The sequence below is a fragment of the Micromonospora sp. NPDC049139 genome (genome assembly GCF_055586845.1).
Window position 1 is genome coordinate 213,870 of record NZ_JBVJHK010000001.1, and the last position, 24,830, is coordinate 238,699.

At 74.2% G+C, this 24,830-nt stretch carries 23 protein-coding genes; 13 read left to right on the top strand and 10 right to left on the bottom strand.

Annotation, left to right across the window (positions count from 1 at the left end):
• Positions 1 to 284: 284 nt before the first annotated feature.
• Positions 285 to 1,856: an LLM class flavin-dependent oxidoreductase gene (locus ACZ6Q9_RS01040; RefSeq protein WP_396826936.1), complete on the top strand. Its 1,572-nt coding sequence runs from the start codon at positions 285 to 287 to the stop codon at positions 1,854 to 1,856.
• An 82-nt stretch (positions 1,857 to 1,938) separates the two neighbouring features.
• Positions 1,939 to 2,367 (top strand): archease, encoded by a 429-nt coding sequence (locus ACZ6Q9_RS01045; protein WP_396826934.1) that lies wholly within the window; start codon positions 1,939 to 1,941, stop codon positions 2,365 to 2,367.
• Positions 2,368 to 2,376: 9 nt separating this feature from the next.
• Here ACZ6Q9_RS01045 and ACZ6Q9_RS01050 read toward each other — a convergent pair whose 3' ends face one another.
• From ACZ6Q9_RS01050 to ACZ6Q9_RS01080, 7 genes are all read right to left on the bottom strand, one after another.
• The gene (locus ACZ6Q9_RS01050) at positions 2,377 to 3,795 is read right to left on the bottom strand and encodes an RtcB family protein (protein ID WP_396826932.1); all 1,419 of its coding nucleotides are present in this window, start codon (positions 3,793 to 3,795) and stop codon (positions 2,377 to 2,379) included.
• A 28-nt stretch (positions 3,796 to 3,823) separates the two neighbouring features.
• Positions 3,824 to 4,450 (bottom strand): GNAT family N-acetyltransferase, encoded by a 627-nt coding sequence (locus ACZ6Q9_RS01055; protein WP_396827121.1) that lies wholly within the window; start codon positions 4,448 to 4,450, stop codon positions 3,824 to 3,826.
• A 100-nt stretch (positions 4,451 to 4,550) separates the two neighbouring features.
• The gene (locus ACZ6Q9_RS01060; RefSeq protein WP_396827119.1) at positions 4,551 to 5,420 is read right to left on the bottom strand and encodes a carbohydrate ABC transporter permease; all 870 of its coding nucleotides are present in this window, start codon (positions 5,418 to 5,420) and stop codon (positions 4,551 to 4,553) included.
• A gap of 38 nt (positions 5,421 to 5,458) precedes the next feature.
• Positions 5,459 to 6,496 carry an ABC transporter ATP-binding protein gene (locus ACZ6Q9_RS01065; RefSeq protein ID WP_396826930.1) on the bottom strand — a complete coding sequence of 346 codons (1,038 nt, stop codon included), beginning with the start codon at positions 6,494 to 6,496 and terminating at the stop codon, positions 5,459 to 5,461.
• Positions 6,493 to 7,815, bottom strand: coding sequence for an ABC transporter substrate-binding protein (locus ACZ6Q9_RS01070; protein WP_396826928.1), 1,323 nt, complete (start codon positions 7,813 to 7,815; stop codon positions 6,493 to 6,495). Before ACZ6Q9_RS01070 ends, ACZ6Q9_RS01065 begins: the two co-directional genes overlap by 4 nt.
• A 26-nt stretch (positions 7,816 to 7,841) precedes the next feature.
• The gene (locus tag ACZ6Q9_RS01075; protein ID WP_393263960.1) at positions 7,842 to 8,696 is read right to left on the bottom strand and encodes a carbohydrate ABC transporter permease; all 855 of its coding nucleotides are present in this window, start codon (positions 8,694 to 8,696) and stop codon (positions 7,842 to 7,844) included.
• Positions 8,697 to 8,722: 26 nt separating this feature from the next.
• Positions 8,723 to 11,515, bottom strand: a complete 2,793-nt coding sequence (locus ACZ6Q9_RS01080) for an exo-alpha-sialidase (protein ID WP_396826927.1) — start codon at positions 11,513 to 11,515, stop codon at positions 8,723 to 8,725.
• A 438-nt stretch (positions 11,516 to 11,953) separates the two neighbouring features.
• Here ACZ6Q9_RS01080 and ACZ6Q9_RS01085 point away from each other — a divergent pair, with 438 nt between their 5' ends.
• The 4 genes from ACZ6Q9_RS01085 to ACZ6Q9_RS01100 all read left to right on the top strand — a co-directional run bounded on the left by ACZ6Q9_RS01085 (position 11,954) and on the right by ACZ6Q9_RS01100 (position 15,311).
• Positions 11,954 to 13,633, top strand: coding sequence for a serine hydrolase (locus ACZ6Q9_RS01085; protein WP_396826925.1), 1,680 nt, complete (start codon positions 11,954 to 11,956; stop codon positions 13,631 to 13,633).
• A 151-nt stretch (positions 13,634 to 13,784) separates the two neighbouring features.
• Positions 13,785 to 14,687 carry a pentapeptide repeat-containing protein gene (locus ACZ6Q9_RS01090; protein ID WP_396826923.1) on the top strand — a complete coding sequence of 301 codons (903 nt, stop codon included), beginning with the start codon at positions 13,785 to 13,787 and terminating at the stop codon, positions 14,685 to 14,687.
• 110 nt (positions 14,688 to 14,797) lie between these two features.
• Positions 14,798 to 15,034, top strand: a complete 237-nt coding sequence (locus tag ACZ6Q9_RS01095) for a preprotein translocase YidC (RefSeq protein ID WP_396826921.1) — start codon at positions 14,798 to 14,800, stop codon at positions 15,032 to 15,034.
• Between the two features lie 49 nt (positions 15,035 to 15,083).
• Positions 15,084 to 15,311 (top strand): hypothetical protein, encoded by a 228-nt coding sequence (locus ACZ6Q9_RS01100; protein ID WP_363706472.1) that lies wholly within the window; start codon positions 15,084 to 15,086, stop codon positions 15,309 to 15,311.
• 28 nt (positions 15,312 to 15,339) lie between these two features.
• On the opposite strand, the gene rnhA is transcribed toward ACZ6Q9_RS01100, so the two are convergent.
• Positions 15,340 to 15,819, bottom strand: a complete 480-nt coding sequence (rnhA, locus tag ACZ6Q9_RS01105) for a ribonuclease HI (RefSeq protein ID WP_396826919.1) — start codon at positions 15,817 to 15,819, stop codon at positions 15,340 to 15,342.
• A 130-nt stretch (positions 15,820 to 15,949) separates the two neighbouring features.
• Entirely contained in the window at positions 15,950 to 17,200 is a 1,251-nt protein-coding gene (locus ACZ6Q9_RS01110; RefSeq protein WP_396827117.1) for a lycopene cyclase family protein, read from the bottom strand.
• Between the two features lie 146 nt (positions 17,201 to 17,346).
• On the opposite strand from ACZ6Q9_RS01110, the gene ACZ6Q9_RS01115 reads away from it, so the two are divergent.
• Together ACZ6Q9_RS01115 and ACZ6Q9_RS01120 are read left to right on the top strand one after the other, a co-directional pair.
• On the top strand, positions 17,347 to 18,456 hold the full coding sequence (locus ACZ6Q9_RS01115) for a hypothetical protein (RefSeq protein WP_396826917.1): 1,110 nt from the start codon (positions 17,347 to 17,349) through the stop codon (positions 18,454 to 18,456).
• A gap of 264 nt (positions 18,457 to 18,720) precedes the next feature.
• Complete coding sequence (locus ACZ6Q9_RS01120) at positions 18,721 to 19,545, top strand: inositol monophosphatase family protein (protein ID WP_396826915.1); 825 nt, start codon at positions 18,721 to 18,723, stop codon at positions 19,543 to 19,545.
• Positions 19,546 to 19,581: 36 nt separating this feature from the next.
• Here the strand turns inward: ACZ6Q9_RS01120 and ACZ6Q9_RS01125 are convergent, their stop codons facing one another.
• Entirely contained in the window at positions 19,582 to 20,118 is a 537-nt protein-coding gene (locus ACZ6Q9_RS01125; protein ID WP_393454277.1) for a GNAT family N-acetyltransferase, read from the bottom strand.
• A gap of 142 nt (positions 20,119 to 20,260) precedes the next feature.
• Here ACZ6Q9_RS01125 and ACZ6Q9_RS01130 point away from each other — a divergent pair, with 142 nt between their 5' ends.
• From ACZ6Q9_RS01130 to ACZ6Q9_RS01150, 5 genes are all read left to right on the top strand, one after another.
• Positions 20,261 to 20,635, top strand: a complete 375-nt coding sequence (locus ACZ6Q9_RS01130; RefSeq protein ID WP_393454274.1) for a hypothetical protein — start codon at positions 20,261 to 20,263, stop codon at positions 20,633 to 20,635.
• Positions 20,636 to 21,100: 465 nt separating this feature from the next.
• Positions 21,101 to 21,589, top strand: coding sequence for a hypothetical protein (locus ACZ6Q9_RS01135; protein ID WP_393263980.1), 489 nt, complete (start codon positions 21,101 to 21,103; stop codon positions 21,587 to 21,589).
• A gap of 90 nt (positions 21,590 to 21,679) precedes the next feature.
• Positions 21,680 to 22,303, top strand: coding sequence for a class F sortase (locus tag ACZ6Q9_RS01140; RefSeq protein ID WP_466021386.1), 624 nt, complete (start codon positions 21,680 to 21,682; stop codon positions 22,301 to 22,303).
• 63 nt (positions 22,304 to 22,366) lie between these two features.
• Positions 22,367 to 23,470: a magnesium and cobalt transport protein CorA gene (locus ACZ6Q9_RS01145; protein ID WP_393263984.1), complete on the top strand. Its 1,104-nt coding sequence runs from the start codon at positions 22,367 to 22,369 to the stop codon at positions 23,468 to 23,470.
• Between the two features lie 426 nt (positions 23,471 to 23,896).
• Positions 23,897 to 24,826 carry an STM4015 family protein gene (locus ACZ6Q9_RS01150; RefSeq protein ID WP_393454268.1) on the top strand — a complete coding sequence of 310 codons (930 nt, stop codon included), beginning with the start codon at positions 23,897 to 23,899 and terminating at the stop codon, positions 24,824 to 24,826.
• Positions 24,827 to 24,830: the final 4 nt, after the last annotated feature.

Genomic DNA, 24,830 nt, shown 5'->3' on the forward strand with positions numbered 1-24,830 from the left:
GGCGATTGACTTCCTCCCCCGGACGCCGGGACCGACCCGTCGCGCGACGAGCACCCGGCTCGGGGAGGGGCACATAACGGTCCGGTCCGTAAGGACCCTAGGGGGCCTATCTACCGACGTCAACGCCCCCGCCGCGGGGCGGCCCTCCGCCGGGTCACCGGGGCCCCTGCCCGACCGCCGCCCCGCCCCTCGGGATCGTCGGTCGGGGGCGGCCGACGTCCGCGCCCGGCATACCATCTGCCGTGCGGCTCGGGCGCAGCCGCGGGACAGGGAGAGAGGCCGACATGGGCGACTACGGGCACCCGTTGACCTTCGGGTCGTTCCTGACGCCCGGAAACGCCGACCCGAGCCGGGTGGTGGGGCTCGCCGTGCTGGCCGAGCAGGTCGGGTTCGACCTGGTCACCTTCCAGGACCACCCGTACCAGCCGGCGTTCCTGGACACCTGGACGCTGATGAGCTTCGTGGCGGCCCGGACCCGCACCGTCCGACTGGCCGCGAACGTGACGAACCTGCCGCTGCGCCCGCCGGCCGTCCTGGCCCGCAGCGTGGCGAGCCTCGACCTGCTCTCCGGCGGCCGGGTCGAGCTGGGCCTGGGCGCCGGCGCGTTCTGGGAGGCCATCGAGGCCATGGGTGGGCGTCGGCTCTCCCCGGGGCAGGGCGTGCGGGCCCTGGCGGAGGCGATCGAGGTCATCCGCCAGGTCTGGGACGCCGACGCGCGCGGCGGCGTCCGGGTCGACGGCGAGTTCCACCGGGTGGTCGGCGCGAAGCGGGGCCCCGCGCCCGCCCACGACGTGGGCATCTGGCTCGGCGCGTACAAGCCGCGCATGCTGGCCCTGACCGGGCGCCGGGCCGACGGGTGGCTGCCGTCGCTGGGCTACCTCCAGCCCGGCGACCTCGCCCGGGGCAACGCCGCCATCGACGAGGCGGCCCGGGAGGCGGGCCGGTCCCCCGGCGACGTCCGCCGGCTGCTCAACGTGACCGGCCGCTTCACCCCGGTCGGCCGCGGCCTGTTGCAGGGCCCGCCCGAGCAGTGGGCGGAGGAACTCGCCGACCTCGCGCTCGGCGACGGGATCAGCACCTTCATCCTGGGCAGCGACGACCCCGAGGACCTGCGGCGCTTCGCCGCCGAGGTCGCCCCCGCCGTACGCGACCTCGTGGCCGCCGAGCGCACCGCCGCCACCGCGCCCGCCGCGCCGGGACCGGTGCCGGTGACCGCCCCGGCGGAGCCGCCGGTCGAACACCCGCCCGCCGGGGCGGGAGCCTTCGCGGTCGTGCCGACGCCCGACGACGGCGTCCGCCGCAGCGCGATCCGGGTCTGGGACGAGACCACCCGGCCGACCGGCCCCGCACCGGACCCCGCCCGCACCTACACCCCGCACGACCAGGCCGGCGCCCAGCACCTCGTCGACGTGCACGACGGGCTGCGGGCCGAACTCGCCCGCCTCCACGACCTCGTCGAGCAGGTGGGCGCCGGGCTGCTCGACGCGGGCACGGCCCGCTCGCACATCAACACGATGACGATCCGGCAGAACAAGTGGACGCTGGGCACCTACTGCGAGTCGTACTGCCGGGTGGTCACCACCCACCACACCCTCGAGGACCGGGGGATCTTCCCACACCTGCGCGCCGGCGACCCCCGCCTCGCACCGGTCATCGACCGGCTGGAGCAGGAGCACCACGCCATCCACGACGTCCTGGAGCGGGTCGACCGCGCCCTCGTCGCGTTCGTCTCCGTCTCCGACGGGATGGCCGAACTCCGCGCGGCCGTCGACCTGCTCAGCGACACGCTGCTGTCCCACCTCGCCTACGAGGAGCGCGAACTCGTCGAGCCCATCGCCCGCCTCGGCCTGCGCTGAGCCCGCCTCGGCCTGCGCTCAGCCCGGCCCGGCCTGCGTCGACCGGCCCGCGCGCGGCGGCCCGGTGACGGATGATCGAAGCGTGGAGCGACGACCCGAGCGCGGGCACCGCTGCGTGCCGCACACCGCCGACGTCCGCATCGAGGCGTGGGCGCCGACCCGGGAGGAGTGCGTGGCCGAGGCGGTCGCCGCGCAGGTCGGGACGTTCGTCGACCCCGCCGGGGCGGCACCGGACCGCGAGCGGGAGTTCCGCGTGCCGGCCGGCGACGACGAGGACCTGCTGGTGGCCGTACTCGACGAGGTGATCTTCCGGATGGAGACGGAGGATGAGCTGCCGCTGGACACCGAGGTGGCCGACGACGGCGCCGGCGGCCTGACGGTGCGCTGGCGCACGGCGGGCACCGACGCCGTCGAGCTGGTCGGCGCGGTGCCGAAGGCCGTCTCCCTGCACGAGCTGCGCTTCGGCCGCGACGGCGAGGGCTGGTCCTGCGCGGTGACCCTCGACGTATGAGCCGCCGGCTCAGCCCTTCACCACGCCGAGCGGCACCAGCCGGGCCACCTTCCGGCACAGCCCGGCACCCTCGGCCGCCGCCACCACCGCCGAGATGTCCTTGTACGCCGACGGCATCTCCTCGGCCAGGCCGCGCCGGGACGCGCCGCGCACCGCGATGTCCTGCGCCTCCAACTGGCCGCGCGGGTCCTGACCGCGCTCGGCCTTCACGGCCTGCTTGCGGCTCTGCACCCGCCCGGCCCCGTGGCAGGTGGAGGCGAACGCGGGCGCCCCCGGCACGCCGGTGAGCACGTACGAGCCGGTGCCCATCGAACCGGGGATCAGCACCGGCTGGCCGACGTCGCGCAGGTCGTCGGGCAGGTCGGCGTGGCCCGGGGGCAGCGCGCGGGTGGCGCCCTTGCGGTGCACGCAGAGCGCGCGCCGCTCGCCGTCGACGTCGTGGTCCTCGATCTTGGCGAGGTTGTGCGAGATGTCGTAGACCAGGTCCAGCCGGCTGCCGGTCACCCGGGCGAAGACCTTCCGGGCGGCGTCGGCCAGCAGTTGCCGGTTCGCGCGGGCGTAGTTGGCGGCGGCGGCCATCGCGCCCAGGTAAGCGCGGCCCTCGTGGGAGGAGACCGGGGCGCAGGCGAGCTGCCGGTCCGGCACGTGGATGTTGTGCCGGGCCATCACCTTCTCCATCGCGCGGACGTAGTCGGTGCAGATCTGGTGGCCCAGCCCCCGCGACCCGCAGTGGATCATCACGCAGACCTGGCCGGGGCGCAGCCCGAAGGCGGTGGCAACGGTGTCGTCGTACACCTCCTCGACGGCCTGCACCTCGAGGAAGTGGTTGCCGGAGCCGAGGCTGCCGACCTGGCGCGCCCCGCGCTCGATCGCCCGCTCGCTGACCTCGGCCGGGTTGGCGTCGCCGACGGCGCCGTAGTCCTCGCAGCGGTGCAGGTCCCGCTCGACGCCGAAGCCGCGCTCGACCGCGTACCGGGAGCCGCCGCGCAGCACCGCGTCGAGTTCCGAGCGCGAGGACAGGTGCCACACCGCGCCCTTGCCCATCCCGCGCGGGGTGGCCTCGCCCAGCCCGTCCATCAGCGCGTCGAGCCGGGGCCGCAGCCCGTCGCGGTCCAGGTCGGCGGCAAGCAGCCGGACCCCGCAGGAGATGTCGAAGCCCACCCCGCCGGGCGAGACCACGCCGCCGTGCGCGACGTCGGTGGCGGCCACCCCGCCGATCGGGAACCCGTAGCCCCAGTGCACGTCGGGCATGGCGTACGAGGCGTCGACGATGCCGGGCAGCGTGGCGACGTTCGCGACCTGCTCCAGCGACTTGTCCGCCCCGGCGTCGGGCAGCAACGACCGGGACGCGAAGACCACACCCGGCACCCGCATCGGGTCGTGCCGGTCGATCCGGAAGCGGTACGGCGACTCCTCGACCAGCTCCATTCCCGGCGGCTACCCGGGCGAGCGCCCCTTACACCCGCGTCCCGGTGTCGGCCCGCCCGGCCGGCCGGCGCATCGCCCAGACGCGGGGACCGCCGTCGGGCACCTGGACCTGCCCGGTCACGGCGAAACCGAGCCGCTGGTAGAACCGCACGTTCGGCTCCGACGAGGTCTCCAGCACCGCCGGCAGGCCGGCACGGTCGGCCTCGGCCAGGCCGGGCCGCAGCACCCGGGCGCCCAGCCCCCGGCCCTGGTCGACCCGGCGCACGCCGACGGTGGCGAGCAGGAACGCCGGCTCGGCCGACCGCAGCGAGGCGCAGGCCGCGTCGGCGGCGAGCAGCGCCGCGTGCCGGTCGCCGGCCAACTCGGCGTTGCGCGCCGCGACGCCGGCCCAGACGTCGTCGGGGACCGGCCGGTCCGGGCGCAGCCAGACCGCCACCGCCGCGGGCCGGCCGGCGGGATCCACCGCCGCCCAGGCGTCGCCGTAGGGCAGCCCGACCGCGTCCACGGTGCCGGCGAACATCGCCTCCAGCCGCTCCCGGTGCCGGTCGGCCGCCACCGTCCAGGCCATCCAGGGATACCCGTCGAAGGCGTCGGCGAGCACGGCAGCCGCCCCGGCGGTCGACTCCGGCCCGATCCGGCGTACCTCGAACTCCATGCCGTCCTCCTCGCGCGCCGCCACCCGGTCGGCGCAGTGCGCGATCATGTCACGGCGTCCGGGGCCGGCGCCCGGGGATTTCGGGCTCGCGCCGGGCTCCTCACAGGCGGTAGAACGCGCGGTAGCGGCGGATGAGCCGCCACTGCACCAGCACCGCCGCCACGGTCAGCAGGATCATCACCAGGGTCGCGGCGGCCGCGTAGCCGTAGCGCAGGTACTCGAAGCCGGTGCGGTAGACGAACAGCGACAGGTAGGTGGTGGCGTACGGGGGCGGGCCGCCGTCGGTGACCACGAACGCCGGCACGAACGTGAAGTGCAGACTCTGGATGGCGTCGCGCACCGCCAGCAGCCCGAGCACCGGCGCCATCAGCGGCAGCGTGATCCGACGGAACACGTCCCAGCCGGTGGCGTCCTCGATCGCGGCCATCTCGTAGACGTCGCGGGGCAGCGCGCGGCGGGCCGCCAGCAGCACCACGAACGTCTCCCCCATGGTGAACAGGCTCATCAGGATGATCGCGGCCCGGGCGTCGGTCGGGTCGGTGAGCCACTGCGGCGGGGTGCGGCCCAGCGCGGTCAGGCCGTTCTCCCCGCCGGTGCGCAGCAGCTGGTTGATCGGGCCGTAGAGCGGATTGAGCAGCCACAGCCAGAGCAGCCCGTAGGCGATCTCCGGCACCGCCGTGGGCAGCACCGCCGCCGTGCGGGCGGAACCGACCCCGAGCGCCCGACGGTGCAGCAGCAGCGCCAGGCCGAGCGCGAAGAGCACCCGCAGCGGTACGGCCACCAGCGCGAAGACCAGCGAGTTGGTCAGCGCCACCCGGAACACCGGGTCGTCGACCAGCGCCGTGAGGTTGTCCAGCCCCACCCAGCGTGGCGGGCGCAGCAGGTCGTACTCGGTGAAGGCCAGCGCCAGGGTGACCGCGGCGGGCAGCAGCACCAGCCCGACCAGGCCCACCAGGTACGGCGCCAGCATCAGCGCCAACTGCCGGCGGGAGCGGCGGTCCGTGGTCGTCACGGGGCGTACCGGCGGCCGGAGTCGGCGTGGAAGACGTGCACGTCGGCCCAGCGCACGCCGACGCGTACCGCCGCACCGCGCTCGGGCCGGCGGGCCGCGGGCACCCGGGCGACGACCGGGTGCCCGCCGGCGAGGGTCAGGTACGCGTACGCGTCCTCGCCGACGACGTCGACCCGGTCGACGGTGGCGTCCGTGCCGTCGGCGGCGTCGAGGGTGACCGCCTCGGGCCGGAAGCCGATCTCCAGCTCCTCGGCGGCCCCGACGGGCGCGGTGCCCGACGGCACGAGCACCCCCGCGGCCGGGAGCAGGTTCATCGCCGGGGAGCCGACGAAGCGGGCGACGAAGGTGCTGGCCGGGGTGCGCCAGATCTCGTCAGGCGTGCCGACCTGCTCGATCCGCCCGGCGCGCAGCACGGCGATGCGGTCGGCGAGCACCAGGGCCTCGGTCTGGTCGTGGGTGACGTGGACCATCGTGGCGCCCAGCCGGTCGTGCAGGGCGCGCAGCTCGGCGCGCAGCTCCACCCGCAGCGCCAGGTCGAGGTTGGACAGTGGCTCGTCGAGCAGGAACACGTCGGGCTCCCGCACCAGGGCGCGGGCCAGCGCCACCCGCTGCCGCTCCCCGCCGGAGAGCTGCCCGGGCCGCCGGTGCAGCAGGGCGGCGCAGCCGACGGCCTCGGCGGCCGCGCGGGCCCGATCCCGGGCGACCGCGCGGGGGGTGTCGCGCACCTCGAGGCCGAAGGCGATGTTCTCGGCGACGGTCAGGTGCGGGAAGAGCGCGTACGACTGGAACACCATCGACACGTTGCGCCGGCCGGGACGGTCGGCGGTGACGTCCCGGCCGGCGATGCGGACCCGGCCGGCGGTGACCGGTTCCAGGCCGGCCACCACCCGCAGCACCGTCGACTTGCCGGCCCCCGACGGGCCGAGCACCACCAGCAGTTCCCCCCGGGCGACGGTCAGGTCCACCTCGTGCAGCACCGTCGACCCACGGTAGGCGGCGGAGACGCCCGCCAGGGCGAGGCCGGGGTCGCTCACCCGTGCTCGCCGCGGGCGAACAGGGGGCGGGTCTGCTGGTCGAGGTCGCGGATCACGTCGTCGAGCCGGTCACCCCGGTGCATGGCGTTCTCCAGGATGCCGTACGTCGCGTCCTCGATCTCGGGCCAGGTGGAGACGGTGGGCAGCGCCCGGACGGTGGGGATGGCGTCGAGGAAGACCTTCGCGCTGCGCGGCGGCTGGGCCGGGCCGAGGAACGCCGGCGACCGCGACACCCCGATGTGGGACGGGACGGTGCGGCCGGTGGCGGCGACGATGCGTTGGCCCTCCTCGGCGATGGCGAACTCCAGGAACCGCCACGCGGCGTCCTTGCGCTTCGCGCCCCGGGTCATGCAGTACGCGTCCGAGTGCAGCACCCCGACCTGCTCCTTGTATACGGGCAGCGGGGCGACGTCCCATTCGAAGCCGGTTATGGAGCGGAACGTGGTGGTGGAGCGGCGGGAGCTCATCAGCATGGCGAGCCGGCCGTTGGCGAACCGCGACTCGTCGTCCTCGGCCTCGACCTCCTCGTCGGTGGGCACCACCCCGTACGCCAGCCGCAGGTCGACCAGGTTCTTCAGCGCCTCCCGGGCGGGCGGGGTGTCCAGGGTCAGGCGGGTCGGCCTCGTCGGGTCGTCGACGAGCTGGCCGCCGTTGGACCAGACGAACGGGGCGAGCCGGATGATGGACGGCTCGACGCCGAGGCCGTGCACGGCGGGGCGCAGCGCCGCGCCCTCGCTCTCGGTGGCCTTGACGACCACGCCACGGGAGTCGCGGGTCATCGCGGACGCGGTGGTGAGCAGGTCGTTCCAGGTCCAGCCGGCCTTCGGCTCGGGCACGCCGTACTTCGCGAAGAGGGTGCGGTTGTAGTAGACGGCGAGGCTGGAGACGTTCTGCGGCAGGCAGAGCTGCCGGTCCTTCCACCGGAACGCGTTCCACGCCACCGGGTAGTAGTCGGCCGGGTCGACGGCGTCGGAGGCGGCGAGCCGGTCGTCCAGCGGCTCGATGACGTCCTTCGCCGCGAACTGGCCGTAGAAGCGGTAGTTCATCAGGAACAGGTCCGGCGGGGCGCCGCCGGCCACCGACGTGGCCAGCCGGGCCAGCAGGTCCTTGCGGTCGCTGGCCTCGACGAGCTGCACGTCGGCGCCGGGACGCGCCTTCTCGTACGCCTCGACGAGGGTGCGGTAGGCGGCGAGTTCCTCCGGCGCGCCGAAGACCAGCAGCCGCACCGGGCCGTCGTCGGACGACCCGGAGCCGGAACCGCAGCCGGTGGCGGCCAGCACGGCGGCGAGCAGCAGGGCGAGCAGCGCCTTCGGTCGCATCGTCGGTTCTCTCTCCGGTCGCATCGTCAGTCTCGTCCCGTCGGGTCGTCGTGGTGGAGGAAGCGCCGCTGGGCGAGCACGAAGACGGCCAGCGCCGGCACCGTGGCCAGCACCGCGCCGGCCAGGAACACCGGGAAGTTCGTCGGGTCCAGCACCGACAGGGAGCGCAGTGCCAGCGGCAGGGTGAACAGGTCGCGGTCGTAGACGTAGACCAGCGGGTCGAGGAAGTTCGACCAGGTGAGCACGAAGGTGAGCGCGGTGAGGCCGGCGGTGACGGGGCGGACCAGCGGGAGGGCGACCCGCCACCAGGTGCGCATCGGCGAGAGGTCCTCCACCAGGCAGGCGTCGTAGAGGTCCGCCGGCAGCGCCCGGAAGGCCAGGTAGTAGACCAGGACGTAGAGCGGCGAGGTGCCCAGCAACGCCGGGGCGACCAACGGCACCAGGGTGTCGGTCAGGCCGAGCAGCCGGAAGATCGCGAATCGGGGCACCAGCAGGGCCGTGGCCGGCACCATCAGCGCGACCAGGGAGGCCGCCACGACGACGCCGGTGGTGCGCGGGGCGAGCCGGGCCAGCGCGAAGCCGGCCAGGGCGGCGACGAGCACGCTCAGCGGCACCGCGACGACCGCGACCAGGACCGAGTTGAGCGAGGCACGCAGCAACCCGCCCAGCTCGACGGCCTGCTGGTAGCCGGCGGTGGAGACCGGCTCCGGCACCAGCCGCGGCGTGGGCGGCGGGGGCAGGCCGGGCTCGGTGAGCGAGCCGGAGAGCAGCAGCAGCAGCGGCGGGACGAAGACGAGCAGGACGAACGCCGCGCCGAGGGTGCGCCAGGCCCGGCCGGCCGCCTCGGGCAGCGGTGAGGGGCCGCTCGCGCGGCCCCTCACCCGGTCGTTGCCGATGGTCGACTTCCTCAGAGCGCGAGCTGCCAGGCGCCCAGGCCGTGCGAGGCGGCGTAGAGCACCCGCTTGCCGGGCACGACGGTCAGCCCGGCGACCTCGACGTTCGGCATGCCGCGGGCCGCCTTCACCCAGGTCGTGCTGCCCCTGGCCAGCCGCAGGACACCGAAGTCGGTGGCCGCGTAGAGGTCGCCGGTGACGTCGTCGCGGACCAGGTCGGTGATCGGCTGGTCGCCGAAGTCGTACGACCGGTCGGCCCAGGTCGCGCCGGTGCCGGCCAGCTTCACCTCGAACGCGTGGCCGAGGGTGGCCGGGGTGTTCGAGTTGAACCCGCTGTAGGAGACCCACGCCCGGGCCGGGTCGGCCGGGTCGACGTGGATGCTGGTGACGAAGCGGTTGGGCGTGGCGGCGGTGTCGATCCGCGTCCAGGTGACCGCGGCGGCCGGCTCGGCGTCGACGTTGCGGGACACGAACACCCGGCCGGTGCTGGTGGCCGCGTACGCGGTGGACGAGTCGGTGGCGACCCGCTCGACCACCGAGACCGCGCCGCCGGCCCGGTCGCCCCAGGCGGCGTCGGTCAGGTTGACCGTGCCCAGCGGCGCGAAGTCGCCGCACTGCGCCTCGAAGGTGCCGGTCCAGGTGTTGCAGATCCGGTCGGCCTCCGCCAGGCTCCGGTCGCCGAGGCCGAAGGTCTTGGTCCGGTAGACGGTACGGGACGTGCCGGCGAAGATCGTGCCGCTGACCTTCGGGTCGCTGACCACCGGGGCGTAGAACAGGGTGCCCGGGTGCCCGAAGATCGGGTCGGAGATCGAGATCCAGCTGCCCACGTCCCCGTTGTCGAAGTTCACCTCCGGCGAGGCGTCGTAGAAGGTGTGGAAGCGGAACTCCGGCTTGCCGACGTCGAAGCCCGACGCGCCGCCGTCACCGATCATCGTGTTGACCCAGCGGCTGCGCTGGCCCTTGTTCTCCCAGGTGCCGTTGTCCTGGGTGCCGCCCTGCAGCAGCGTGTGGTCGTGCGGGCTGGCCGACAGGCTGATGAACTGCAGCGTGTTCATGCCCTTGTTGATGCCGTCCAGCTTCGACGGGATCCGCGACAGCATCTGCTTGCAGCGGTCCTTCTGCGCCTGCGTGGCCAGGTTGCGGTCCGGGTTGTCGCACCAGGCCGACCGGTCCACGAACTCGCCGCTGGAGCGCATCACGCCGCCGTCGTTGGCCTCGAAGAACTGGTACGGGTTGCGCGGGTTGGTGACCAGCGCGTGCTGGTCGGGGTGCAGGCCGTTGGGGTGCAGCTCGTCGGTGCCGTCGTAGGTCATGTCGGTGCCGCTGACCCCGGCGTCGGTCGACAGCACCACCGCCCGCTTGTGGGCGACGGTCTCGCCGTAGACGTAGGCGCCGCCGGTGTAGACGATGTCCGGGTGCCCGGCCGGGGTGTGCACGAAGACGTCGTACCAGCACTGGCCGGTGCACTGGTTGTAGGTCGCGAAGCCCGGGTCCGCCGGGTTGGCGCTGGTCAGGTCGGCGAACGCGGGGGCGCCGCCGGCCACGTCGTCGCTGCGGAACAGCCGCGAGTACGGGTTGCCGATGTTGCCCTCGTAGACGTACATCCGGGTCTTGCCGTTCGGCAGGGCGGTCACGTCGATCGCGGCCCGGGTCTGGAAGACGGCCGGGTTCAGCGACGGCTTGATCTGCGTCCAGGTGGCGCCGGCGTCCGCCGAGCGCCACACGCCCCGGGCGTACGAGGAGGCGTAGACGACGTTCGCGTCACGCGGGTCGAGCTTGACGTAGCGCACCCCGCGCGGCGAGCAGGCGGCGGTGTTGGCGTACTCCGCGGCGCTGCCGGTGCACTGGGTGGCGTCGGCCGAGCCGTTGTGGATGAACCTCCAGCTCGCGCCGCCATCGGTGGACTTGTAGAGGCCCCACTTCTCGGCGTCGGGCACCGGCCGCGTGACGCCGGTGCAGCAGGAGCCGGACATGCCCCGCAGCGCCGTGGTGGTGGCGACGTAGAGGGTCCTGGGGTCGCCGGGCTTGATCGTGATCTCGCCGATCCCCTTGCCGGCGAGCGCGTCCTTGCCCAGCGGGCCCGTCCAGGTGACCCCGCCGTTGGTGGACTTGTAGAGGCCGACGCCGCCGACGCAGCCGGAGGCGCAGGTGTTGGCCTCGCCCGTGCCGACGTAGATGGTCAGCCCGGTCTTGTCGTTACGGTCGATCTTGACCGAGCCGGCGGCGTTGATGCCGAGCGGCCCGCCCAGGTAGAACCACTTCGGCTCGGGCGCGAGGACGTTCAGGGTGCCCCAGACACCGCCGCCGGCCGGCGTGACGTACGCCCGGCAGAGCAGGGCGTTGCAGTCCGGCGCGATGTCGATCGAGGTGACCCGGCCGCCCGCGACGTACGCGTTCGGCACGTAGTTGCCGGCGTTGCGGAACTCGGTGAACGGGTAGAGGGCCTCGCTCGGGCCGACGTTGACCCAGCCCCGGCTGCCGCCGGCGCGCCGCTCCGCGGCCGAGTACGCCGCCTTCGACCGGTCCATCTGGGCGATGCTGATCGTGCTGGTCGGGTACGCGCGCTCCAGGAACTCCTGCTGCGCGGCGTTGCCCGGGCCGTCCGGCGACATGCCGTCGTTGCCCGGCGCGGCCTGGCGCAGCCGTTCCATGTGGGCGCCGAGCGCGCCGGGCATCTCCCCGTCGCCGGACGCGGCGGCGGGAGCCGGCACCTGGGCGCCGGCGAAGTGGATTCCGACGAGACCGGTCGATGCCACCAGGGCACCGACCGCCAGTCCCACGAGCAGGTGGCGACGTCTGCGCTTCACGAGGGTCCCTCCGGCAGTTAGGGGCCGCCGCACGGTCCTCCGGATTGGCGACCGTCGCTGGCAGCGTCCACGGTGGAGAATGGCAGAGCGCATCGACGTGGGCAATCCCCCGCATGGACCGGGATCAACGTATGGTTGCATCCGCATGGAACGGGCAGTGCGGCACCATGCCAGCGCGTTACGAGAACCACCCGAAATCGCCGTCGTCACCGGCGCCGACTCCGGCATCGGCAAGACCCGCCTCGCCCGCCGCGTACATCACCGGCGCGTCCTGCCCGTCGACGGCGGCATGTTGCCGATGGGACCGCAGGCCAACGCGCTCACCTCCCACGACTGGCGGTCGGTGCGAAAGTGGCGTGACGGCCGTCGACCGGACTGTCCAATCTCGAATCCTCTTGTAGGGTCTCCCCAGCTAGATCAACTACACGGGGAGATGTCGTGCGGGCAGTCAGCAGGAGGACGTTCGGAAAGCTCGTCGGCGCGGCCGGCGCCGGTGCCGCCGGTGCCGGCACGCTGCTCCACGGGCCGGCGCGGGCGGCGGACGGGTGGGTCGCCACCGGCACCGCGGTTGCCGGGCTGAGCAGCTTCGACGACGCCATGAAGTCGTTCATGCAGGCGCGCGGTGTCAGCGCCGGGCAGCTCGCGGTGGCGTACAACGGCCGGCTCGTGCTGGCCCGGGGCTACGGCAACAACTCGGCGGAGACGATCCAGCCGACGTCACTGTTCCGCATCGCGAGCCTCAGCAAGTCGCTCACCGCGGCGGCGGTGCTCCGGCTGGCGCAGGACGGCCTGGTCGGCCTCGACGACCCGGTGACCTCGGTGCTGGACTTCATCCCGCCGACCGGGCAGTCCGTCGACCCGAGGCTGCCGCAGGTGACCCTGCGGCGGCTGCTGCAGCACCTCGGCGGCTGGGACCGGGACCTCACCTTCGATCCCCTGCACGGCCGGGACCACGTCATCGCGCAGGCGCTGGGCGTGCCGCTGGAGCTGCGCAAGGAGGACGTCCTGCGCTACATGGCCGGCCAGCCGCTGCAACACAACCCGGGCAGCACCGTGGCGTACAGCAACTACGGCTACTTCCTCGCCGGCCGCGTCGTCGAGAAGGTCACCGGCCTGTCCTACGAGGCGTACGTCAAGCAGAAGCTCCTCGCGCCGTTGGGCATCACTCGGATGGCGCACGGGAAGGCCCTGACGCGGCTCGCCGGCGAGGTCAGCTACCGGTCGCAGTACACCGGGCGCACCGTGCTGGACGACTCGGGCACCATCGTGCCGGCCCCGTACGGCACCTTCAGCATGAGCCTGCGCGACGCCAACGGCGGGTGGGTCGCCTCGGCGGTGGACATGGTCCGCTGGGCCACCATGCTCGACGGGGCCGGTGGCGTGCTCGACGGCGCCTCGCTGGCCAAGGTCACCGCGGTGCCGTCGACCGGCGTGAACGGCAACGGCTGGTACTACGGCCTCGGCTGGGCCGTGCGCCCCTTCGCCACCAGCGGCGGGACGAAGTACAACGTCTGGCACACCGGCAGCCTGGCCGGCACCTACACCCTGCTGGTCAAGAGCTACCAGGGCATGAGCTGGGCGGCGCTGTTCAACCAGCGCGACGATCCCTCCGGCCTCAACTACGGCGACATCGACGGCGCGCTGTGGGCCGCCTCTCGCCAGGTGACCAGCTGGCCGACGCACAACCTCTGGTCGACGTACTTCAGCCCGTGGAGCGCGGTGGTGGACGACACCACGGCCGGGCGCTTCACCGCCAGCAGCAACTGGGCCGTCTCGTCCAGCCTCACCGGCCGGTACGGCACCAGCTACCGTCGGGCCGTCCCGGTCGCCGCCAGCGACGTCGCCTGGTACAAGGTCGACGTCCCCGAGACCGGCACCTACCGGGTCGACGTCTGGTACCCGGCGTCCACCGGCAACAGCGCCGCCACCCCCTACATCGTGGCCACCTCGACGGGCAACAAGACGGTGCACGTCGACCAGCGGAGCAACGGCGGGAAATGGGCCTCGCTGGGCACCTACACCCTCGCCCAGGGCGACGGCAACAAGGTGGGTGTGAGCCGGTGGACCTCGGGCACCGGCTACGTGGTCGCGGACGCCATACGCGTCACCCGGGTCTGAGCGTTTCGTGGCGGGGCGGGCGGGGCCCGACGCGCGCTCTGCGCTGGTGGCCCGGCCCGCCGAGCGGGCCACCAGCGCCGCGCGGGACAATGGGAGGTCCGCCCGCGTCCCGGCGAGCGGAAGGGTCACGATCGGCAGGAGAACGGTCAGCGTGTCGGAAACACCCCGGTCGTCATCGTCGGCGGCGGACGACCTGCGCGCCGACTGCGCCCGGTGCTTCGGGCTCTGCTGCGTCGCGCCCGCCTTCTCCGCGTCGGCCGACTTCGCCATCGACAAGCCCGCCGGGCGGCCCTGCCCGAACCTGCGGGCCGACTCGCGCTGCGGCATCCACGCCGACCTGCGCGACCGCGGCTTTCCCGGCTGTACAGTCTTCGACTGCTTCGGCGCCGGGCAGCGGGTGGCCCAGCACACCTTCGGCGGCCGGGACTGGCGCGACGCACCGGAGACCGCGGCGAGCATGTTCGACACGTTCGCGGTGATGCGGCCGCTGCACGAGCTGCTCTGGTACCTGACCGAGGCGCTCGCGCTGCGCCCGCCGCACCCGCTGCGCGACGAGCTGACCGGCGCGCTCGCCGAGACCGAGCGGCTGACCCGGGAGCCCCCCGAGACGCTGCGGGCGCTCGACGTGGACGCGTACCGGGGGCGGGTCAACCCGCTGCTGTCGCGCGCCGGGGACGCGGCCCGGGCGCGGGGCGGCCGGGCGGGTGCGGACCGGCGGGGCGCCCAGCTGTTCGGCGTCGACCTGCGCCGGGTCGACCTGCGGCGGGCGAACCTGCGCGGGGCGCTGCTGATCGGGGCCGACCTGCGCGGCGTCGACCTCGGCCTGGCCGACCTGACCGGCGCCGACCTGCGCGGGGCGGACCTGCGCGGCGCGGACCTGTCCGGCAGCCTGTTCCTGCACCAGTCGCAGCTCGACGCAGCCCGGGGCGACCAGCGCACCGCACTGCCGCCCGGCCGGACGCGCCCCGGGCACTGGTCACCGCTGGCGCTCACCCCGGTGCGCCACGCGCCGCGCTCCCCCGGGCGACCCGGCCGTCCCACCCGGCGGCGCTGACCCCGCTTCCGCCCGCCGGCCACCGTCCGGTGCCGCGGCAGGCCGACGTTTCACCCCGTCGGCGACGGGTAGCCGGGACCGGATGGCACGGCGGCGACGGGGAGGCAGCGGTGGGGTATCGGGCACGCGACGGCGAGCTGCCGGTCGACCCGGCGCACGCCGAGGACGAGGCCGGCCAGGCCCGGCTGGTCCAGGTCGAGGCGGACACCGACGTCCCGGCGCCGGACGACACGACGGCGAAGCCCGACCTGGTCACCGAGGACGACGGGTCCGGCGTGGCGGGCGGCGCGTCGGGCAGTTCCAGCGGCGGGTCCGGCATGCCGGGTCACCCGGACGCGGCGCGTTGAGCCCGGGACCGGGCGTTTGCGATCACCCCACGGGGGCAGGAGGGGCGGCATGACCGAACAGAACCGTACCGACCGGGCCGCCACCGACGAGCCGGACGGCGCGACCGCCATGCAGGCGTCGCTGCGTCCGCCGGGTGAGTCCCTGCACAGCACCGACGACACCGGCGACGACTTCGCGGACCTGCCGGCCGAGGACCGGCGCTCGGCCCGGGAGGTCAGCCGCGCCGGCTACGACGTGGCCGACGTCTCCGGCACCGTCGACCCGAACCGCGAATAGCGTCGGCGACGGCCGGCCGCTGACCGGGTCAGCGGCCGGCCGGGACCGCGGCGGCGCGGACCTCGGTCATGCCGCGGTTGGCCAGCGCGTCGGCGCGCTCGTTCTCCGGGTGGCCGTTGTGCCCCTTCACCCACAGCCAGGTGACCCGGTGCCGGGCGCACGCGGCCTCCAGCCGCTGCCACAGGTCGGCGTTCTTGACCGGTTGCTTCGCGGCGGTCCGCCAGCCGTTGCGCTTCCACGAGGCGAGCCAGCTGGTGATGCCGTTGCGCACGTACGTGCTGTCGGTGTGCAGCTCGACGGTGACCGGCCGGGTCAGGCTCTCCAGGGCCTGGATGGCGGCCATCAGCTCCATCCGGTTGTTGGTGGTCGGGGTCGCCTCGCCGCCGCAGAGCTCCCGCTCGTGCGCGCCGTAGCGCAGCACCACGCCCCATCCGCCGGGACCGGGGTTGCCGCTGCACGCCCCGTCGGTCCAGATCTGCACGACCCTGCTGGCCGTCTCGTCCGCCATGTCGGCAACCTACCGAATCCCGACCGGCTCTCCCGCCGTCGGGGCAGCCGACCCGGCGCCGTGGCTGTCGGTCCTCAGACGGGAAGGCCGGCCCGGCGCCACGCCTACCAGGACAACCACGCCCCCACCGTCAGCCGTCGACGTCGGTCCGGCCGCCGAGCATCGGCGGCGGGACCGTCCACGTCGCCGACCGGCGAGCCGGGTCGAGGCGGTCCCGGAGCCGGGCGCCGACGTCGCCGGCAGCGGCGGCGACCATCGGCAGCAGCCGGGTGGAGCTCATCACCGCCAGTTCCTCCGCCGGGGTGGTGGCGCCGTCGAGGAACCGCAGCACGCGCTCGGCCGGGTTGCGGTCGAAGAGCCGGTCGAAGAACTCCGGCCCGCCGACGCCGCCGGCGTCCAGCGCCCGGAGCGCGACCGCGTCCATCCAGCGGTGCCGGCGGGGGTACGCGGGCCCGGGTACCGGCGGCCGGCCGGCGGCGAGGGCAGCGGCGACCTGCTCGGCCTGGCGGCGCATGGCGGAGAAGGTGAAGCCGGTGGAGGGCCGGGTGGCGCCGCCCGCCGTGCCGAGGCGGACCACCCGGGGCGAGGGCCGGGCGTCGAATGGGCCGTCGGTCATGGGGATCACGCCGTTCTCCACCTCCCGCACCCGCAGCCGCGCCGGGTCGAGGCCGAGCAGGTCGCGGTAGCCGGCCAGCGTGGCGTCGTACCCGGCGTCGCTGAGCAGGTCGGGTGAGAACTCCGTGTACTCCACCAGGGCGTACCGGTCGCTGACGGGCAGGACGTAACCGAACGACACGCCCCGGGCGGGCTGCGGGGTGCGGAAGTCCATCAGGACGGCCCGGGCCGGGTCGAAGACCGGCGCCTCGGACTCCAGCCACCAGCCCCGGAAGTGCTGGAGCCAGTTGGTGCGGCCGGGCCGGCGGGGCGACCGGGGCCGGGAGTCCAGCACCCAGGACGCGCGGAGCGCCGGCCGGCCCCCGCCCACGTGCACCGTGACGTGCCCGCCGTCGTCGTGCAGGGTGTCGACGGGCGCGACGATCCGCCGTATGCCGAGCCGCCGCTCGGCCTCGGCAGCCCGGTCGTAGACCGGGCCCGAGCGCAGCATGGCGTACCGCAGCGGGGCGAGGTCCAGGACGCGGCGGCCGGCGGGCGTCGCGACCTCGACCTGTTGCCAGCTCGCGGCCAGCAGCGGGTCCAGGTCGTTGCCGGGGTGGTCCCAGAACGCCCAGGTGCGGTCCTGGCCGCGCCGGTGGACCGGGTCGACGACGGCGACCCGCAGGTCACGCACACCGTGCCGGTCCAGGGCGGCGAGCACCAGCGACGCGGCACCGCCGCCGCCGACCAGGGCCAGGTCGACGTCCAACGGTGCGGAGGCGGTCACGTCGACCACGCTGCCACACCTTCCCGACGACCGGCCACCGGCCGGCCGGGCCGGCGGTCGCGGGCACCCGCCGGGCGCCGGACGGCGGTAGGGTGCCGGCGGTCGCCCGACGGGCACCGTCGCCACCACCGGAGGGTCCGCACCCCATGAGCACCACGGCCGCCAACGCCCTCACCGCCCGCTGGGCGTCCAGCCTGGACGGGGAGCAGACCGTCCTGTCCGGTGCGGGCGTGTACCCGCTGCTGGCGCTGCTCGCCCCCTACGCCGGCGGCCCGGCCCGCGAGGAGCTGCTCGCGGTCGCCCCCGACCCGGCCCGGTTCGACCTGGACCGCTCCCCCACCACCCGGCTCGCGCTCGCCACCTGGGCGCGGCGGGACCTCCGGCTGACCGAGCGGTGGCTGCGGGAGGTGCCGGCGGCCATGCGCGGGGAGTTGACCGGCGACGGGGCGCAGGACCAGCGGGCCCTCGACGAGTGGGCCGCCACCCACACCGACGGCCTGGTCCCCCGGATGCCGGTGCAGGTCACCCCGGACACCGCGATGGTCCTGGCCAGCGCGCTGTCGCTGCTGACCGAGTGGGCCGAGCCGTTCCGGGACGCCCGGTGCGAGCCGGCCGGCGGGCCGTGGCGGGGCCGCCGGCTCGCCGGGCTGGGCCGGCTGAGCCACGACCTCGACGCGCTCGGGGTCGCCGACACCGCCGTCGGCCCGCTGAGCCTGCTGACCGTGCGCGGCGCCGCCGACGTCGACGTGGTGCTCGCCCTGGGCCCGCCCGGGCGCACGGCGGCGGAGGTGCTGCCCGCCGCGATCGGCGGCCTCGGCGCGCCGTCCGCGCTGCCCGCCGCCGCCGGCCCCGGGGTCACCGAACAGGTCGTGGACGCGTACGACGACCGGCCGGAGCTGTACGTCTCCACGGTCGGCTTCACCGTCTCCGCCGACCACGACCTGCTGGAGCGGCCCGCGACGTTCGGCCTGGCGACCGCCACCGGGGACGGCGACCACTTCCCCGGCATCGCCCGGCTCCTGTCCGTCTCGCAGGCGCGGCAGAGCGCGACGGCCACCTTCAGCGCGACGGGCTTCCGCGCCGCCGTGGTCACCGCCCTCTCCACGCGGGCGGGTTCCGCCCCGCCACGGCTCACCGCGCGCCGGCGGCGGGTGCGCCTCGACGTCGACCGCCCCTTCGGGTTCCTCGCCGTGCACCGGTTCACCGGGCTGGTGCTGCTCGCCGGCTGGGTGACCGATCCCGCGGTGCGGGACTGACGCCGAGAGGTCTGGGACACCGACGTCAGGATCGGGACCACGGGGCCGCTGCCTGGTCGCTGTCGAGCTGCCCTCACAGATGGGGCACACCGCGCCGCGCAGCCCGACCGGAGTGTGATGCGACGGGGCGGTCCTACAGACGGGGCAGCTCGACAGCGCCCATGGCACGCCACCAACCCATCGGCAGACCTGTCGAGGCGGTCACCACCCGACCGCCCCGCCCGCCGCCGCCGACGCCGACGGGCGCTGGTCTACCGTGCAGCCATGGCGAACACCGACCCCGATCTGGCCATCGCCGCGGCGGAGGCCGGCGCGGCCGTCGTACGGGCCCGCTACGGCGGCACGTTGGACCGGTTCGACAAGGGCCCCGGCGACTTCGCCACCGTGGCCGACCTGGAGTCGGAGCGGGCCATCCTCGACGTCCTGCGCGGTGCGCGGCCGAACGACGCCGTGCTGGGGGAAGAGAGTGGGCACAGCGGCTCCCGCTCAGCGACCCGGACCTGGCTGGTCGATCCGCTCTGCGGCACGCTGAACTACGCGGCGCGGACCCCGCTGGTCGCGGTGAACGTGGCGTTGCGCGTCGACACGGAGATCACCGCCGCGGCGGCCGCCGACCCGCTCGCCGGGGAGCTGTTCTGGGTCGGCGACGGCCGCGCCCACGTGCGCCGCGACGGCGTCGACGAGGCCCTGGTGCCGTCGGCCCGGTCGCGGCTGGTGGACGTCGACCTCGACCCGCCGTTCCCGAACGCCCCCGTGTTCGACGCGCTGCGGCTGCTCGCCGATCCGGAGTTCGCCACGCGGTTCCGTCCCCGGGTGCTCTCCACGACGCTGGCGCTGGCGTGGGTGGCCGCCGGGCGGCGGGCCGCGTACGTCACCGACCGGGACGTCCGGGACAGCGTGCACTTCGCCAGCGGCATCGCCCTGTGCCAGGCCGCGGGGTGCGTGGTGACCGGCCTGAGGGGGCAGCCCCTGCACACCGGCGTCGGCGGGCTGCTCGTCGCGGCGGACGCGGAGACGCACGCCACCCTGCTGGCCCTGGTCGACCGGCAGTTCCGCGCGACACAGGAGCGGACGGCTGTCCTGCCCTGACCGGCACGCCGGCCGACCGGGCGGCGCGTCAGGCGCTCAGCGGTCCCCCGCCCGGGTGCGGTAGACGACCAGCCGGCGCAGCGGGCCGGACTCGACGTCCGGGTCGTCGAAGTCGTCGGCCGGGTCGGTGGTCATGCCGAGGCGGCGCATGACCGCCTGGGAGCGTACGTTCGTCGCGGTGGTGATCGCCAGGATCTCCGGCAGCCCGACGGTGTCGAAGCCGTACCGCAGGACGGCCCGGGCCGCCTCGGTGGCGTAGCCGTGGCCCCAGGCGGAGCGGGCGAGCCGCCATCCGGCCTCCACCCCGCTGACCGGGAGCCCGTCGTCGACGCGGTCCAGGCCGGCGAAGCCGATGAACCGGCCACCGTCGCGGACCTCCACGGCCCAGAAGCCGTAGCCGAGCGTGTCGATGTCGGCCTGGAACGACCGCGCCGAGGCGGCGGCCTGCTCGGCGTTGAGCAGCGGGCCGAGGTGCTCGCGCACCTCGGGGTCGGCGTTCATCGCCGCCCACGGGGCGAGGTCGGAATCCCGCCAGCTCCGCAGCAGCAGCCGTTCGGTCCTGATCTCCGTCACCGGGCGACCCTATCGGCTCCCGCCGACACCGGGCACGCGGGATTCGCGCGACACCGGCACGCCGCCGTTGACAATAATTAGTTACATATGTCACCTTAAATGCGTACTGCCACGGGGCGGTACGCACGGGGAGGTCCATTACATGTTGAAGAGAGTCGTCGCCTCAGCTGCGGTTGTCGCCTCATCGTTGGCCGCCGGCGCACTGGCGGTTCCGGTGGCCGCCCAGGCCAGCACTCGTTACGGGTGCACCTATCCGCGCGTGTGCTTCTACCTGACCCCCGGGGACTGGACGGCACAGCGGCCGACTGCGGCGTATCAGGACGTTACCAGCACCTGGCAGACTCTCGGCTCGTCAAGCCGTGGCTCCGCCTACGCCTTCAACTCCCGCAACGACGACGTCGCCTACTTCCACTTCACCAATGGCAGGCAGATATGCCTCCGCCCGGACAGTCCGCTCTACCTGTCCCAGTACGGCACCGTTGACAAGATCCGGATTTCCAGTTCGTCAACCTGTTAGCCTCGACCTTTATTGAGGGCCGTCCGGCCGCTGGGCCGGGAGTCGCGAAGGTGCCTTCCGGGCTGGCACGACGAGATTTCTCGAGGTCTCATCTGCCTGTTCCGGAGGGCACTTTTCCGTGCAGGTTGAACACCTCACCACCGGTTCGATGCGCGCAGGGCGGCGGCGCGGACGAGACCGGCCCGCCCGCGCATCGTCCCCGCAACGGGGCCGAGACCGACCCAGCCCCGACAGCCCGGCACTGACGGCATCGACCCCGGCGAACCCTCGCGGGCGGGCCGTGCCGGCATTTCCGCTGCTCCCTCCGCCTCCGGGGTGGACACGTGACGGCAACGAGGATTTCTCATTTTCACCGGATCGGGGGTCCAACCCTCCTAGGGTTGGTCACACCGGTGCTAGTCACGGAGTTGGCCACCCGAACGACGTCCCACGCAGTCAGCGGACGAAAAGTGAGGGAAGACGCGTATGAAGGTCACAACAGTTCTCGTATCGGCGGCGGTCGGCGTGGGCCTCAGCACGCTCCTGCTCCCGGGCGCCGCGCTGGCCGACACCGTCGTGTCACCTGCCACCACTCCGGTCGGCGGGACGGTCGTGCTCACCGCGACGACGTGCAACCCCAAGTCCGGCGACGCGATCTTCCACGTCACCGGTCCCGACCGCGACCAGAACGTCCGGTCCACCACGGCGGCGGCCGGCGGCGGTCTGAGCGCGGAACTCTTCACCGCCGGGTTCACCCTGGGCACCTACACGGTAACCGCGACCTGCGGCGACGGCAGCGCGGCCGGCAGCGCGACGTTCACCGTCACCCCGATCGGCGGCGCCCAGGCCGGCGGCCGCGACGGCACCGACGGGGCCGGCGCGCTCGCCGCCGGTGGCGTCCTGCTCGGCTCCGCCGCCGGAGGCGCCCTGATCCTGGCCCGCCGCCGACGCCACATGGCCGGCGCCACGCTCTGACCGACGGCCGAGCCGTCCATCCTGAGGCGGGTGCCCGCACCGGTGAACGCCGGAGCGGGCACCCGGGCGAACGCGTACGGAGGTGGGAACGTGGGCTGGCGCAGGCCCGGGTGGGCGGTCGCGGTCATCGCCCTGCTCGGCACCACCGGGCTCGCCCTGGTCACCGCCGGGGTGGCGACGGCCCCGCCGCGCCCGCCCCGGCCCGGGGTCGCCGACGCGCCGCCCGGGGCCCGCCCCCCGGCGCCGTCGGTGCCGCCGCTGGACCGGGCCGAACCGGTGGACGTGCGGATCCCGGCCATCGACGTGCGGGCCCCGATCGTCCCGGTCGGCGCCGACGCCGACGGGCGCCTGGAGGTGCCGCCGCTGGACCGACCCACCCTCGCCGGCTGGTACCGGCACGGAGTGAGCCCCGGCGAGACCGGCAACGCGGTGATCGTCGGGCACGTGGACTCCGCCGCCGGGCCGGCGGTCTTCTTCGACCTCGGCCGGCTCCGGGCCGGCGACACGGTGCGGATCACCCGCGCCGACGCCAGCGTCGCGACGTTCGCCGTCGACGGTGTCGCGTCGTACCCGAAGGACCGCTTCCCCACCGACCTGGTCTACGGCCCCAGCGGGGCGGCCGGCCTGCGCCTGATCACCTGCGGCGGCCGGTTCGACCGGCGCGTTGGCAGTTACGTCGACAACGTCGTCGTCTTCGCCACCCGGGTGCCGTGACCCACGGTTCGCCGGGCCCGAGTACGGTGGCCGCGCGGATGCCGGCGACGCGGAGGTGGACGGGTGGCGCAGCGGGTGAGGGAGCGGCTGCGGTTGTCGGCCGTGTTCGACCGGCTGCTCGGCCGGCCGGTCCCCGGGCAGCGCGAGCGGGAGCCGCGACGGTCCAACCCGGACGCCGTGGTGGACTGCGCCGTCTACGTCGACGGACGGCGCGAGCCGGGTCGCCCGCACTACGCCGACGCGTACGCCCGCTGTCGCCGCAGCCGCGGCGCCTTCGTCTGGTTGGGTCTGCACGAGCCGGACCCGGCGGTGATGGCGGCGGTCGGCCGCACGTTCGGACTGGACGACCTGACGGTCGAGCAGGCGCTCACCGACGGCCACCGCCCCACGGTGCGGCGCGACGGCGGCGTGACCCTGCTGGTGCTGCGCACCGCCGGGTACGTGGAGCACGCCGAACTGACCGACACCTCGGAGGTGATCGACACCGGCGACGTGATGGTGTTGCTCGGCGACCGCTTCGTCATCACCGTGCGGCACGGCGCCGCGGGCGCGCTCACCCCGGTCCGCGCCGACATCGAGCGCCGCCCGGCAGTGCTCGCCGAGGGCCCGTGGGCGGTGGCGTACGCGGTCTGCGGCCGGATGGTCGACCTCTACCTGGAGGTCGCCGGGCACGTGGAGCGGGACCTGGAACGGGTCGAGGAGACGGTCTTCGCGCGCGACCGGTCCGCCGACATCCAGCACATCTACCAGCTCAAGCGGGAGATCGTGGAGTTCAAGCGGGCGGTGCAGCCGTTGCAGGCGCCGCTGCGGTCGCTGCTCGACGAGCGCCCCGACAACCCGCCGCGCGGCCTGCGCCGCCGGTTCGTCGACGTGGACGCCCGGCTGACCCGGGCGGTGGACCGGGTCGCCGCCTACGACGACCTGCTCAACTCGATCCTGCAGTCCCGGTTGGCGCAGCTCGCGGTGGACCAGAACAACGACATGCGCAAGATCGCCGCCTGGGCCGCCATCGCCGCCACCCAGACCGGGATCGCCGGGATCTACGGCATGAACTTCGCCACCATGCCCGAGCTGAACTGGCGCTACGGCTATCCGGCCGCGCTGGGCCTGATGGCACTGGTCGCGGTCACCCTGCACCGCCTCTTCCGCCGCTCCGGCTGGCTCTGACCGGAGGTCGCCACCCGCCCGGTCAGGCCGAGCCGGAGATTCCCCGGCAGCGGCCTCGCGAGTTGGCCTGACCGTCGGCCGCTACCCTCGCCCACGTGATGTGGCAGCGGTACATGGCGGCTGTGGAGCGACGACCGGCTGCACGCCAACAGCGCCGGCCACGAGCGGATCGCCGCCGCGCTCGCGCACACCGTCGGGCTGCCGGAGACCGACGACGGTTGGACGCGCCCGCTGGAGATCGCACCGCGCCGTCGGCGCCACGAGGTGTTCCGCGCCGAGTTGGCCTGGACCCGCCGGCACCTGCTGCCCTGGCTGGTCCGGCATGCGCGCGGGCGGTCCTCCGGCGACGACCGGTCGCCAGGCGACCCGTGCCGCTGCCGGTCGAGAAAGCGATGACCGAGAACACAGCAACTGAGGAGTTGCACCATGCCGGGTGACCTAGACACGTTTCACGGCCTACCGGTCGTCGACTTCACCAGTGACGGTGACCTGCGGGAAGCAGCGTCGGTGGCATGGCGCGTGAGTGGTGGCGGGTGCGACAGCGACCAGAGCTTCGCGGAGACGTGGCAGCAGTTCCTCCAGGCGGTCGACCTCGCCGGGGTACGAGCCCTGGTATTCGGCGGCTGGGCGGACGCATATGAGTTCGACCCCGCGCCCATTCTCGACCTGGCCGTCGCCGCAGCGGACCGACTGACCGGCCTGCGAGCCTTTCACTTCGGGGACATCTCCTACGAGGATTGCGACATCTCCTGGATCCGGCAGACCGATGTGACCCCCCTGCTGAGCGCCTACCCACTGCTGGAGCGGTTCGAAGCGCGCGGCGGGCCAGGCATGGCCGTCTCACCGCTGCGCCACACTTCGCTGCAGTACCTAGAGTTCGAGAGCGCTGGCCTTCCGGTCCAGGTGGCGCGCGGACTCTGCGCCTCCGAGTTGCCCGCGCTGAAGGAACTGGAGCTGTGGCTCGGAGTCCGGGATCGCGGGGGCGACACCGCCGTTGCTGACCTGGCAGCGCTGCTCTCCGGCGAACGCTTCCCTGCGCTGCGTCACCTGGGACTGCTCAACAGCATGCTGCAGGACGAGATTGCTGCGGCGGTCGCCGAGGCTCCCGTCGTCGCACAGTTGCGGTCCCTGGCCCTGTCCATGGGCGCCCTGTCGGACACCGGCGCCGCGGCGCTTCTCAACGGCCGGCCGCTCACTCACCTGAGGTGGCTCGACCTCCAGCACCACTACCTCAGCGCGGCCATGATGCGTCGGCTGCGGGATGCCCTGGAGCCTTCCGGGGTCGAGATCGACCTCAGCGACGGTAGGAAGGACCCGGGCGACAGCAGGTGGCGCTACGTCGCGCTCCCCAGATGACATG

Excerpts from the sequence above, each read along its gene's own strand:
- ACZ6Q9_RS01060 (WP_396827119.1), bottom strand. The coding sequence starts at position 5,420 with ATGCTGGCGCCGTACCTGGTGGGCCTGGTCGGGCTGGTGCTGCTGCCC.
- ACZ6Q9_RS01040 (WP_396826936.1), top strand. The coding sequence starts at position 285 with ATGGGCGACTACGGGCACCCGTTGACCTTCGGGTCGTTCCTGACGCCC.
- ACZ6Q9_RS01135 (WP_393263980.1), top strand. The coding sequence starts at position 21,101 with ATGAAGGTCACAACAGTTCTCGTATCGGCGGCGGTCGGCGTGGGCCTC.
- ACZ6Q9_RS01115 (WP_396826917.1), top strand. The coding sequence starts at position 17,347 with ATGAGCACCACGGCCGCCAACGCCCTCACCGCCCGCTGGGCGTCCAGC.
- ACZ6Q9_RS01120 (WP_396826915.1), top strand. The coding sequence starts at position 18,721 with ATGGCGAACACCGACCCCGATCTGGCCATCGCCGCGGCGGAGGCCGGC.
- ACZ6Q9_RS01100 (WP_363706472.1), top strand. The coding sequence starts at position 15,084 with ATGACCGAACAGAACCGTACCGACCGGGCCGCCACCGACGAGCCGGAC.
- ACZ6Q9_RS01055 (WP_396827121.1), bottom strand. The coding sequence starts at position 4,450 with ATGGAGTTCGAGGTACGCCGGATCGGGCCGGAGTCGACCGCCGGGGCG.
- ACZ6Q9_RS01150 (WP_393454268.1), top strand. The coding sequence starts at position 23,897 with ATGCCGGGTGACCTAGACACGTTTCACGGCCTACCGGTCGTCGACTTC.
- ACZ6Q9_RS01050 (WP_396826932.1), bottom strand. The coding sequence starts at position 3,795 with ATGGAGCTGGTCGAGGAGTCGCCGTACCGCTTCCGGATCGACCGGCAC.
- ACZ6Q9_RS01130 (WP_393454274.1), top strand. The coding sequence starts at position 20,261 with ATGTTGAAGAGAGTCGTCGCCTCAGCTGCGGTTGTCGCCTCATCGTTG.
- ACZ6Q9_RS01070 (WP_396826928.1), bottom strand. The coding sequence starts at position 7,815 with ATGCGACCGAAGGCGCTGCTCGCCCTGCTGCTCGCCGCCGTGCTGGCC.
- rnhA (WP_396826919.1), bottom strand. The coding sequence starts at position 15,819 with ATGGCGGACGAGACGGCCAGCAGGGTCGTGCAGATCTGGACCGACGGG.